Genomic DNA, 11,927 nt, shown 5'->3' on the forward strand with positions numbered 1-11,927 from the left:
CCACCTGCCTTAATAGAAAATTGCTCCAGCAATACCTGCCAATACAATGGTAATTATTGGATTGAGCTTTTTAAAGGCTACCAGATAAAAAATTCCCAAGGCTATGAATATGGATTTTATATCTATGAAAGCATCCAATGCTACTGAAACGGCTGCAGAAGCAATAAGCCCTAACACTATTGGCCTAATTCCTGTAAAAAACCAGTCGGAATAGGGAGAGTCCTTAAATCTGCTTACAAAATGGAATATAAGGCTCATTATTATAAATGAAGGCAAAACTACTGCCAAAGTAGCTACAACAGAACCTAAGAAACCAGATACCCTATAACCTAAAAAGGTGGCTGAATTTATGGCAATAGGACCAGGAGTCATCTCAGATATAGCAACTATATCAATAAATTCTGCATTAGTCAGCCAACCACGAGTTTCAATGACCTCTTCCTTTATCAGGGGTAACATGGCATAGCCTCCACCAAAGCTAAACAATCCTATCTTAAAAAAAGAAATGAATAATTTAATTAAAAGGTTCATATGTTCAGCTCCTTCTTAAATACTCCCAAAACTACCCTATCTAGTCCCTGCAGATCCTTTAATATATTGACATTAACAAAGCCCTCAACTAATAACATATTTTTTACTGACTGGCCTTGATCATACCCTATTTCAAATATTAACAAGCCTTCATCAGTTAAATACTTCTTGCTTTCTGGGATTATCCTTCTATAAAAATTTAGTCCATCCGACCCTCCATCTAAAGCTTCCCTAGGTTCATAATATTTTATCTCATCTTGAAGTTTATCTATATCATCACTGGGAATATAAGGAGGATTGGATGCTATTATATGGAATTTTTCCTTTACATCCTTTATCCCTTGGAATAAATCCCCTTTAAAAAGATGGACATTAGTTAGCTTAAACCTTTCCTTATTAATTTCTGCCACCCTTATGGGAGCATCATACATATCGACCCCATAGACGGTAACACTACTTCTATAATAAGCCACGCTTAAAGCTATAGCTCCGCTTCCAAAACCTAAGTCTAAGAGGTTTATAGACTTATTCTTATACTTATTATCAATATAGCCTAATACATAGTCCACAAGTATTTCCGTATCAGATCTAGGGATTAAGACTCCTTCTTCTACATAGAAGTCTAGCCCCATAAATTCTTTTTCATTTATAATATATTGGATTGGATAGCCTTTTGCTCTCTTCTCTATTAGCTCTAAGAATTTCTCTACAACTGGCTCCGATACCTTTTCCTTACCATGGGTGTATATATAGATTTTATCCACTTTTAATAATCTGCTTAAGAGTAATGTTGCCTCTAGGGAGGGATTTGTGTAAGGTCTATCCTTTATAAGATCTATTCCTTTTTGCAGCAATCGATTTATCTCCATAAATCCTCTTCCTTTTTATCTGTTAGAACCGCTTTTAAGGCTTCTATGGCAACCTCTATTTGCCCTTCATCTGGCTCTTTAACCGTTGCTATCTTCTGAATAAATAGGCCAGGATAGGATATAATATAAGCTAATCTCGAATTACTCTTGCCAATAATCCTATTGATCTCATAGGATATGCCAGCTATTATAGGTAGCATAATTATTCTAATTAAAAGCCTCTGTAAGGGATTAGGCCATCCAAAGGCTGATAATACCAAAATACTCACGATCATTACCATGAAGAGAAAGCTGGTTCCGCACCTTGAGTGCAGTATTGGATATTTTTTTATATTTTCCACATTTAATTCCTCGCCATTTTCATAACAATGGATAGCCTTATGTTCTGCACCGTGGTACTCAAACACTCTCCCTACATCTTCCATCTTGGATACCAATACTACATAAGTGAGAAAGGCTATAATGCGGATAAATCCCTCAATTAAGTTTAATATAAAGGGTTTAGTTATCATCCTATTAAAAGAATTAGTAATAAGGCTTGGAATCAGTAGGAAAAGTAAAATGGCAAAAGCAAAGGAAATCAACATAGTAAAAGCTATTTCAACATCCTCTTTCTTGTCCTTAAATATTCTATCGAAAAAGCTTTCCTTATTCTTTTCCTCATCTACATCCTCTTCAAAAAATTCAGCAGAATACATCAAAGCCCTTATACCAAAGGTCATCGATTCAACTAATCCCACTACACCTCTGATGATGGGGAGTCTAAAAAATTTATATCGCATTCCCAAGGTATTTAATTTTTCTTCCTTTAATATTATTTCTCCATCTGGCTTTCTTATAGCAATAGCCAGTTCCTTTGGCCCTCGCATTAGTATGCCCTCAATAAGAGCCTGCCCACCAATGGTGGTTATGTGCTTAGGGGATCTATTTATATCTTTTATTTTCATAATAAAAACACCCTTTTTTCAATTAACAATTAACAGTTAATAGTTTCACATACTTGGGAAGAACACCCCTCTCATTCAAGATTCGTGAAATAGTAAATTTTCTCATAAGTCAAGGCTTATCTTCCCAAATATGTCAACGTAAAAAAGTGCTAATACCAAATTAACAATATTTTAAATTTTAATCTAAATAAAAATAAAGGTTAGATGCTAGGCAACTAACCTATTTGGTTTTAATTTAATAATTAATCAATACCATATTTTTTCTTGAATTTTTCTACACGACCACCACGTTCTGTGAATTTTTGACGTCCTGTAAAGAATGGATGACATTCTGAACAGATTTCTACTCTTAGTTCCTCTTTTGTTGATCCAGTTTTAAATGTATTTCCACATGCACATCTTACTGTAGCTTCATAATATTCTGGGTGTATTCCCTTTTTCATTGCTTTCACCTCTCTTTATTGCCAGTATATAAAATACATTTTCTCATAATTTGACCTGTTAATTATAGCATAATCCTAAGAATATTTCAACTAAAACCAGATTTTATTTCTCATCTCTTCTATAAACTCTTCATTAGTTTTGGTATTTATCAAGTTATCTATCAGTGTTTCCGTTATCTCTTGCGTAGGTGCATTTCCTAAAGCTTTCCTAATAGTCCAAATAGTTTCCAATTCCTTTTGGGTTAACAGCAAATCTTCCCTTCTAGTTCCAGATTTATTAATATCCAAAGCAGGGAATATCCTCTTTTCAGAAAGTTTCCTATCTAGATGAATCTCCATATTACCTGTACCTTTAAACTCCTCAAATATGACATCATCCATTCTGCTTCCCGTTTCCACCAAAGCAGTTGCTAAAATAGTTAAACTACCACCCTCTTCTAAATTTCTTGCAGCACCAAAAAATCTTTTAGGTTTATGTAAAGCTCCAGGGTCTAGTCCACCAGACAAAGTCCTACCAGTAGGCGGTATAGTAAGATTATAGGCTCTTGCTAACCTAGTTATACTATCCAATAAAATCACTACATCCTTCCCATGCTCAACTAACCTCTTAGCCCTTTCAAGGACTATTTCTGCCACCTTAGTATGATGGCTGGGAAGTTCGTCAAAAGTAAAATATACTACATCACCTTTCACAGATCTTTTCATATCAGTGACCTCTTCAGGTCTTTCATCTATTAAAAGAACGATAATTTCAATTTCTGGGTGATTTTGAGAAATAGCATTGGCTATAGCCTTTAAAAGGGTGGTTTTACCGGCTTTTGGTGGAGAAACTATCATCCCTCTTTGCCCTTTTCCAATGGGGGCAATTAGATCGATAATTCTTGTTGAAAGATTAGTTGGACTTGTTTCCAGAGTAATCCTTTCCCTTGGATAAATCGGAGTTAAACTATCAAATTCTGGTCTAGTAAGACAAGTTTCCGGTTCCATACCGTTTACACTCTTTACGTATAGGAGAGCTTTATACTTTTCTCCTGATTTTGCAGGTCTAGTTATACCAAAAACCTTATCTCCCGTTTTAAGTTTGAATCTCCTGATTTGGGAAGGAGATACATATATATCATTATCTCCCGATAAATAGTTATCAGATCTTAAGAATCCATATCCATCTTGATGGATTTCTAATATGCCTTCAGCTCCATCAATAATATCCATATGTTCGAGTTCTTCCGTTACCTTTTCAGGCAACTCTTCCATGTCGATGTCATTAATATCTATTTCCTCAAAGGTCTTTTCCTGAGGAATTTCTTCCTTTTCTTCTTTTTCTTTTTCCTCTTTTTCCATTTCATCCTGATTTGCATTAGCTGTGTTTTCTAAAATTAGGTCTATTAGCTCATTTTTTCTGTATTTAGTAACGCTTTTAATCCCTAGGGTTTTTGCAATAACCCGGAGATCCTCTAATCTTTTTTCCTGCAATATACTAGAATCCAACACTACACCTCCAAAGTATTAAAAAAACTACCGCTAGGAATCCAAAATCAAGATTCCTAGACGGCTTTTTATATTCTTATAATTTGTTATCAATTGAATATGGAATGCTTTAAGAAATGACTATAAGATGAGTATTTCTAGCATAATAATATCATTATAATTTTTATAAGTCAATTTAAATTATTTTGCATATTCAGGTTTTTTATCCAACCTATGTATAGCTTCGATGAATCTTATAGTACCTGTTTCCCCTCTCATAACTACAGAATAGGTTTTAGCCCTATTGTGCTCGTAATAAACAACCCCTTTTAACAATTTTCCATTGGACACGCCTGTAGCTGCAAAAATGATTTCATTTCCCCTTACCAAATGGTCCATAGTTAACAGGGTGTCTACATTACCTAATCCCATTTTTTTGCATCTTTCTTTTTCTTCATCCTTTATAGGATAAAGCCTGCCTTGAATCTCTCCTCCTAAACATTTTAGAGCACAGGCTGCAAGCACCCCTTCTGGAGCTCCTCCAATTCCCATTAATATATCTACTCCTAAATCCTCAAAGCAGGTAGCAATTGCTGCAGCCACATCTCCATCTTGGAATAGTTTAATTCTTGCTCCTGTCTTTCTAACCCTTTCAATTAGCTCCTTATGTCTAGGTCTATCAAGTATGGTAACAGTTATATCGGAAATGTCCTTATTTAAAGCTTTGGAAAGATTCTTTAAATTGGTTTCCACAGGTTCATCTAAACTTACCTTTCCTGCCGCTTTTGGACCTACAGCTATTTTTTCCATATACATATCGGGGGCATGTAATAAACAACCTCTTGGTGCAATTGCTACTGCGGATATGGCATTGGATAATCCCTTTGCAACAGCAGTAGTTCCATCTAAGGGATCTACAGCTATATCGACTTTTATTGAGTCTTTCGTTGCCTTTCCAATCTGCTCCCCTATATATAGCATAGGAGCTTCATCCATTTCTCCCTCACCAATAACTACTACTCCATCGATGGTCAATGTATCAAACATTCTCCTCATGCCCCGTACCGCTGCTTCATCAGCCTTTATCTTATCCCCTCTTCCCAGATAACGAGCGGATTGTAGGGCTGCAGCTTCCGTTACCCTAACTAAATTTAAGGTTAAATTTCTATCCATAAAAAAGCCTCCATTAATTGTTATTTACTATATAGTATATTTTATTTAGGCTTTTTATGTCAATTAGTATGCCATATATATATTTTTTAATGATGCTTTTTTAATAGATTTTTCAATATCTCGTTCTTATCCAGTCTATGGCGAGCTTCTATAAACCTTATAGTCCCACTTCTAGACCTCATGACTATAGAATGGGTTTTAGCTAATTTATCTCCATAGTATACTACACCTTTTAAAAGGTCTCCATCGGTAATGCCTGTAGCTGCAAAAAATATATCTTCTCCTTTAGCTAAGTCGTCTATTGTTAGAACCTGCTCCAACTTATCCTCTGTCCAGCCAAATTCTTCACACCTATCCCTTTCAGCTTGGCTCATGGGATATAGTTTCCCTTGAAAATCTCCTCCCATGCATTTCAATGCACAAGCAGTAATTACTCCCTCTGGTGCTCCACCGATGCTAATCATTATATCTACCCCAGTATCTTCAAAAGCTGTAGCAATTGCTGCGGCCACATCCCCTTCTCCAAATAGCTTTATTCTAGCTCCCACTCTTCTCACTTCTTCTATAATCCCATTATGCCTTTCCCTATCCTGAATAATTACGGTTAAATCTGAAATATCCTTATTTAAAGCCTTAGCCACATTGCTTAAGTTCTCTTCAATGGTCGCATCGATGTTTATTTTCCCTCGAGCCTTCGGTCCCACCGCTATCTTTTTCATATATGTATCTGGTGCATTAAGTAAGCAACCTTTTGGAGCCATGGCTATTACTGAAATAGCATTGGGTAAACCCTTTGCCACAAGACTAGTACCATCTAATGGGTCTACTGCAATATCCGCTTCTACATCCATACCCTTACCTATTATTTCACCAATATATAGCATAGGCGCCTCGTCTAATTCACCTTCACCTATTACTACCTGCCCCTTTGTATTTACAAGATTGAAGGCAGCTCTCATACCATCCACTGCGGCCTGATCAGCACTTGTTTTATCGCCCCTACCCATGTACCTAGCAGAAACTAATGCTGCAATTTCAGTTACTCTCACTAAAGATAAAGCCAAATCCCTGTCCATCTCAATCACTCCTTTAATCTATATGCATCATATTTATTATAAACCAAGGTATTAAATAATAAAAATAAAATTTACTATAAACAAAAAAGGCGGTCAAAACCGCCTCAAAAATTGTAATTTTACCTTTGCACATTATCTAAAATTGTCAATTGCTTACCTGCTCCCAGTCCTTTAAAAACTTTTCAATTCCAATATCCGTTAATGGATGACTTACCATCTGCATAAATACCTTATAGGGTATGGTTGCTATATGGGCACCAGCTTTTGCTGCTTCTATTACATGTATAGGATTTCTAATGCTGGCCGCAATAACCTCAGTATCTATGCCATGGATATCGAATATTTGAACTATATCTTCTATTATATTCATCCCATTATTGCCTATATCGTCTAATCTGCCCAAAAAAGGACTTACAAAAGTAGCTCCTGCTTTTGCAGCTAACAAAGCTTGATTAGCAGAAAACACCAAGGTTACATTGGTCTTTATACCTTCTTGTGTTAAAATCTTTACTGCCTTTAGTCCTTCTTTAGTCATAGGGATTTTAATAACGATATTCGGATGAATTTTTGCCAGTTCCCTTGCTTCTTCTAACATCCCTTCCTTTTCCAAGGAAATGACTTCTGCGCTAATAGGACCATCTAATATATTAGCAATTTCCTCTATAACCTGTTTAAAATCCCTACCTTCTTTTGCAATTAGAGATGGGTTAGTAGTAACTCCTGATATAACTCCCCACTCATTGACTTCTTTAATTTCATCTATATTAGCAGTGTCAATAAATAATTTCAAAGTAATCCCCCCTTCATACTAAAGGCTACCAGTCTATTAGTTTAAGCCCTTCCAACAGATCCGAATAGCTCCATCTTCTTCTTTATAACTTCTTTCATAGCCTTTTTAGCTGGTCCCAATATCTTCCTTGGGTCGATGTTATCAGGATTATCTGCTAAGAAATCCTTAATAGCTGTTGCAAAGGCTATTCTTAAATCCGTATCAATATTTATCTTATTTATTCCAAGAGATACAGCTCTTTTTATTGATTCATCAGGTACGCCACTAGAACCATGCAATACTAGAGGAATATTTACCATTTCCTTTATAGTCTTAATCCTATCAAAATCCAATTCTGGTTCACCTTTATATACTCCATGAGCAGTTCCAACAGCTACGGCTAAATAATCCACATTTGTTTCATCTACAAATATTTTTGCTTCCTTTGGATCTGTGAAAGTTGCTTCCCTTTCGTCTACCACTATATCGTCTTCTGTTCCACCAATTTTACCCAATTCTGCTTCCACAGAAACTCCTACTGCATGAGCAACCTCAATTACCTTTTTAGTAATGGCTATATTCTCTTCCAATCCATACTTAGAACCATCTATCATAACAGAAGAAAAGCCATGTCTTATACATAACATAATTTGTTGAAAATTTGTACCATGGTCTAAATGCAATGCTACAGGAACCTTAGCTTTATGGGCTGCCAATTTACCTAAAGCAGCAATATACTCAACTCCTGCATATTTTAATCCTCCTTGACTTGCTTGAAGGATTACAGGAGAGTTAGTTTCTTCAGCTGCCTCGATTATGGCTTGAACAATTTCCATATTGTTTACATTAAAAGCCCCTACTGCATAGTTGTTTTCATGTGCATGTCGTAGAATTTCTATACCTGTTACTAACATATTAAATCCTCCTCTTATTCTTTGCATTATCATTTTCCTTCATGGAATCGATACATGATATATTTTTTTCTTCAAGTAATATATTATCCTTTTTTTCTAAAACACTCAAGTCCTCTTCCGTTTCAGCAAAAATAAGTTTCACGCTATGGCAATTTAAACATTTTAATTCTACCCTATCTGAAAACAATTCTATATTTATTTGAGAAAAACCGCAACTACATTTTATTTTGCTCCTCCTCTTCAAATCATATATGATGGTGAGCACCTTAGCCAATATCTCAAAATTGCTAAAACATTCTTTTGAAATGTTTTCTCCAATGCTAGAACCTACATTCAAAGACCTTTCCAACAACATATTATTAGCCCTTTGTTTATCACCTAAAAACAGGACCTCATGCCCATAAGCGCAATTTATTAAATTATCATTTAATAAAATATTATGTATATGTAGATTATAATAGTGCTTACTTCCACAAATAAAACAATTAATATAAATTTTTAGCCTCTTGTTATCCCTCGAAATAATAATATTTTCCTCACCGCAGTCGCATCTATATTTAATCTTTTCTCCTGTCTTCATATTGAATAAATTAAAACTATATTCCTTCAATCTAGTACAGAAATGGCATCTAATAATTAGGCTCTTGCATCCATTTATTACCATAGGACTCACCTCCTAACTACTAATTCTATATAAATCGATAAAATCCTCCTAATTGTCGAAAATAAAAAAGTTCCTTTTGCAAAAATATGCAAAAGGAACTATAACAAAATTATCTCTTCTTTATCCCTAATATTCTTCTAGCTTCATCAGGAGTGGCTATCTCCCTTCCCAACTCCCTAGCAATTCTTACAACCTTTTCTACCAATTCACCATTAGATTTAGCCAAAACTCCCTTTTCCAGATAAACATTATCTTCAAAGCCCACTCTAACATGTCCTCCCATTGCAATACCCATTGCAGCCATTGGCATTTCATATCTTCCTATTCCAGCTACAGTCCAAGTCGATCCTGGTGGTATGCTATCCACTAAAAAAGCTAAATCCCTAGCTGTTGCAGCCATCTGTACTCCTAGTACAAAATCAAAATGCATGGGCTCTAAAATGTACCCTTCTCTAGCAAATCTAATTGCATAATCTACCATTCCTTTATCGAATACCTCTATCTCAGGTTTAATCCCTTTTTCTATCATTTTTTCACCGAAGTACTTTATAGTATTTTCCGTATTAACAAATATTTCATCGCCTCCAAAGTTTAGAGTTCCACAATCTAAAGTAGCCATCTCTGGGAGGAGTTCTATTGGTTGTAGCCTCTCATCATTGGACATACCTACTGCTCCCCCTGTTGAAGGCTGGATAATAACATCGGGACATCTTCTCTTTATTTCTTCTATGCACACCCTAAATCTTTCCTTGTCTTGAGTAGGAGTACCATCATCATACCTTACATGCAGATGAATAATACTAGCTCCAGCGTTATAAGCTGCTTCTGCCTCTCTTCCTATTTCTTCTACTGTATAAGGTACATTTGGATTATGCTTCTTTGTAACTTCCGCTCCACAGATAGCAGCAGTAATAATCAATTTTTCCATTCAATTACCCCCTTATAAGAAATTGTAAATTGTAAATTTCTTTGCCTATCACATAGTTGGAACAGAGAATCTGGTTCAGTGTCCCATATTTAAATTGCTAAAAAGCATATTTATAAAGATAAGACTCGTGACCCCATATCCCCAAAATTGTGTACTGCCAAAATTATCCATTGGTGAGTTATTTCCTCATCTTTTCCTTTGGAACTACACAAGTTCCCACTGCTCTACATACGACTATAGGCTCATCTAAAACATCACAAGCAGATTCATTTATATCTGGTCTTGGGATTATTACCTTTCTTGCTTCAAATTTCATCTTCCTTGAAGTATTGCCTACTTTTATAATCTCCCCTTCAGCTTCTATGAAATCTCCAGCATAAACGGGAGCTAAGAATTCCACACTCTCATAGGCTACGAATAAGCCTTCATCTCCGTCATGCCTGATAAGCAATTCTGTAGCTACATCGCCAAATAATTGGAGCATTTTAGCTCCATCTACTAAATTTCCTCCATAATGGGCATCCCCTGCACTCATTCTAACCCTAATCATAGCCTTCTCCATATTCCACCCTCCATTTTTATGTAATCAAATCCATTATAACATAAGACTCTATCATATACCATATATACCATATCGTAAAATAAGTCCACAACCTGATATAAAATATTCAGATGAGGACCTATTTAATAATTTTATGATATTTCTATAAGGACTCAACACCCTCTTTTATTCTCATAAGAGCTTCTTCCATTATTTTTCTAGGACAACCTATATTAAACCTATAAAATAGCTTGCCTTCTTCCCCAAACATGTCTCCTTGGTTTAAAGCCAATCTGCATTTATTTATGAAGAAATCCTTTAATTCCTCAGAGTCCATATTAAGGCGTGAACAGTCAACCCAAAGCAAAAATGTGCCTTCTGAGTCTATTACATCTAACTGGGGAAGGTTCTCTTTTACAAAATCCATAAAATAATCCTTGTTTCCCTCTATGTAGTCGATCAATTGCTCCAACCAATCTTCCGATTGTTCATAAGCTGCAATTAAAGCTTCTTGCCCAAATATATTAGGACTTAATATATGGTCCTTTTCCAATTCAATTATAAATCTTTCCCTTAATCTTCTATTTGGAATAATTATATTCGATACCTGTAAACCAGCTATATTAAAGGTTTTGCTTGGAGCAGTACATATGATGGAGTTCTCCTTTATTTCCTCGGAAACATTGGCAAATACCGTATGCTTATGGCCTTTAAATACTATGTCAAAATGGATCTCATCGGAAACTACAATAATATCATTTTTTATACAGATTTCCCCAAGCTTTCTCAGCTCTTCTTCTTTCCAAACCCTACCTACTGGATTATGGGGGCTACATAGGAATAATAGTCTAGTTTTAGAATCTATTTTCTTCTCCAAATCTTCATAATCCATATAGTATTTTCCATCCCTATAGATTAAAGGATTGGTAACTACATGACGTCCATTATCTGTAATAGAGCTATAGAAGGGATGATAAACAGGGCTTTGTAATATTACTTTATCTCCAGGTTTTGTAAAGGCCTTAACCGCATAACTCAAAGCAGGAACCACACCTGGAGTAAAGACTATCCATTCCTTCTGTATAGACCAATTATGTCTTTTTTCCATCCATTTAATTACAGCTTCATAATACCTGTTAGAGATTAGGCTATAGCCATAAACCCCATGTTCTAACCGTTTTTTTAAAGCCTCTGTAATAGCTGGTGCTACTGGAAAATCCATATCTGCCACCCAAAGTGGAAGTAGATCTTCCCTTCCATAAAGCTGGTCTAAACCATCCCATTTAACGGAATTGGTATTTCTTCTCTCAACTATTCGGTCAAAATCGTGCATAGGTCATCTCTCCTTATTGAGTTTTATCTAATTATAATTATAACATAAAAGGCTTTTCGTCTTAACATATTAAATTTTAATATTTAAACTTCTTGTTAAAAATGCTGCCCTCCCTATTGACTAGGGAAGGCAGCCCTATAAATTTTATTTTAGTCCTTTATGGTATATGGCCTTTTTACTCTAAACCTAGCCAGTATATTAACCCCTCTTTCTAAAGAATGTTTTCGACTGACCAGTCTGTCGTTAGGAATGATTATAAAATATAATATAGT

13 protein-coding genes are annotated in these 11,927 nt (G+C 35.4%); all 13 read right to left on the reverse strand.

The window, feature by feature from the left end:
* Nucleotides 1-9: 9 nt before the first annotated feature.
* The gene (locus BLV68_RS01365; RefSeq protein ID WP_093750095.1) at nt 10-531 is read right to left on the reverse strand and encodes a chromate transporter; all 522 of its coding nucleotides are present in this window, start codon (nt 529-531) and stop codon (nt 10-12) included.
* Nucleotides 528-1,400, reverse strand: a complete 873-nt coding sequence (gene prmC / locus BLV68_RS01370; RefSeq protein WP_093750097.1) for a peptide chain release factor N(5)-glutamine methyltransferase — start codon at nt 1,398-1,400, stop codon at nt 528-530. Before prmC ends, BLV68_RS01365 begins: the two co-directional genes overlap by 4 nt.
* On the reverse strand, nt 1,391-2,347 hold the full coding sequence (locus BLV68_RS01375) for a DUF1385 domain-containing protein (RefSeq protein ID WP_093750099.1): 957 nt from the start codon (nt 2,345-2,347) through the stop codon (nt 1,391-1,393). The genes prmC and BLV68_RS01375 overlap by 10 nt, the downstream gene beginning before the upstream one ends.
* A gap of 242 nt (nt 2,348-2,589) precedes the next feature.
* Nucleotides 2,590-2,790, reverse strand: a complete 201-nt coding sequence (gene rpmE / locus BLV68_RS01380) for a 50S ribosomal protein L31 (RefSeq protein ID WP_093750101.1) — start codon at nt 2,788-2,790, stop codon at nt 2,590-2,592.
* A 90-nt stretch (nt 2,791-2,880) separates the two neighbouring features.
* Entirely contained in the window at nt 2,881-4,278 is a 1,398-nt protein-coding gene (rho, locus tag BLV68_RS01385) for a transcription termination factor Rho (RefSeq protein WP_093750103.1), read from the reverse strand.
* Between the two features lie 180 nt (nt 4,279-4,458).
* Nucleotides 4,459-5,430 (reverse strand): class II fructose-bisphosphatase, encoded by a 972-nt coding sequence (glpX, locus tag BLV68_RS01390; RefSeq protein WP_093750105.1) that lies wholly within the window; start codon nt 5,428-5,430, stop codon nt 4,459-4,461.
* Nucleotides 5,431-5,516: 86 nt separating this feature from the next.
* Nucleotides 5,517-6,506 (reverse strand): class II fructose-bisphosphatase, encoded by a 990-nt coding sequence (glpX, locus tag BLV68_RS01395; RefSeq protein ID WP_093750107.1) that lies wholly within the window; start codon nt 6,504-6,506, stop codon nt 5,517-5,519.
* A gap of 145 nt (nt 6,507-6,651) precedes the next feature.
* The gene (fsa, locus tag BLV68_RS01400) at nt 6,652-7,296 is read right to left on the reverse strand and encodes a fructose-6-phosphate aldolase (RefSeq protein ID WP_093750109.1); all 645 of its coding nucleotides are present in this window, start codon (nt 7,294-7,296) and stop codon (nt 6,652-6,654) included.
* Nucleotides 7,297-7,337: 41 nt separating this feature from the next.
* Complete coding sequence (locus BLV68_RS01405) at nt 7,338-8,189, reverse strand: class II fructose-1,6-bisphosphate aldolase (RefSeq protein ID WP_093750111.1); 852 nt, start codon at nt 8,187-8,189, stop codon at nt 7,338-7,340.
* Nucleotide 8,190: 1 nt separating this feature from the next.
* Entirely contained in the window at nt 8,191-8,853 is a 663-nt protein-coding gene (locus tag BLV68_RS01410; protein WP_093750113.1) for a hypothetical protein, read from the reverse strand.
* A 109-nt stretch (nt 8,854-8,962) separates the two neighbouring features.
* Nucleotides 8,963-9,781, reverse strand: a complete 819-nt coding sequence (kce, locus tag BLV68_RS01415; protein WP_093750115.1) for a 3-keto-5-aminohexanoate cleavage enzyme — start codon at nt 9,779-9,781, stop codon at nt 8,963-8,965.
* A 178-nt stretch (nt 9,782-9,959) separates the two neighbouring features.
* Nucleotides 9,960-10,343: a 3-aminobutyryl-CoA ammonia lyase gene (gene kal / locus BLV68_RS01420; protein WP_093750117.1), complete on the reverse strand. Its 384-nt coding sequence runs from the start codon at nt 10,341-10,343 to the stop codon at nt 9,960-9,962.
* Nucleotides 10,344-10,485: 142 nt separating this feature from the next.
* A complete protein-coding gene (locus tag BLV68_RS01425; RefSeq protein ID WP_093750119.1) occupies nt 10,486-11,655 on the reverse strand; it encodes a MalY/PatB family protein in 1,170 nt (389 codons plus the stop codon).
* Nucleotides 11,656-11,927 lie beyond the last annotated feature (272 nt).

It is taken from the genome of Tepidimicrobium xylanilyticum, assembly GCF_900106765.1.
GTDB classification, from domain to species: domain Bacteria; phylum Bacillota; class Clostridia; order Tissierellales; family Tepidimicrobiaceae; genus Tepidimicrobium; species Tepidimicrobium xylanilyticum.

Bases quoted from the DNA above. Each gene is read 5' to 3' on its own strand.
- kce (WP_093750115.1), bottom strand. From the start codon at position 9,781: ATGGAAAAATTGATTATTACTGCTGCTATCTGTGGAGCGGAAGTTACA.
- BLV68_RS01410 (WP_093750113.1), bottom strand. From the start codon at position 8,853: ATGGTAATAAATGGATGCAAGAGCCTAATTATTAGATGCCATTTCTGT.
- BLV68_RS01365 (WP_093750095.1), bottom strand. From the start codon at position 531: ATGAACCTTTTAATTAAATTATTCATTTCTTTTTTTAAGATAGGATTG.
- glpX (WP_093750105.1), bottom strand. From the start codon at position 5,430: ATGGATAGAAATTTAACCTTAAATTTAGTTAGGGTAACGGAAGCTGCA.
- glpX (WP_093750107.1), bottom strand. From the start codon at position 6,506: ATGGACAGGGATTTGGCTTTATCTTTAGTGAGAGTAACTGAAATTGCA.
- BLV68_RS01425 (WP_093750119.1), bottom strand. From the start codon at position 11,655: ATGCACGATTTTGACCGAATAGTTGAGAGAAGAAATACCAATTCCGTT.
- rpmE (WP_093750101.1), bottom strand. From the start codon at position 2,790: ATGAAAAAGGGAATACACCCAGAATATTATGAAGCTACAGTAAGATGT.
- BLV68_RS01375 (WP_093750099.1), bottom strand. From the start codon at position 2,347: ATGAAAATAAAAGATATAAATAGATCCCCTAAGCACATAACCACCATT.
- kal (WP_093750117.1), bottom strand. From the start codon at position 10,343: ATGGAGAAGGCTATGATTAGGGTTAGAATGAGTGCAGGGGATGCCCAT.
- prmC (WP_093750097.1), bottom strand. From the start codon at position 1,400: ATGGAGATAAATCGATTGCTGCAAAAAGGAATAGATCTTATAAAGGAT.
- BLV68_RS01405 (WP_093750111.1), bottom strand. From the start codon at position 8,189: ATGTTAGTAACAGGTATAGAAATTCTACGACATGCACATGAAAACAAC.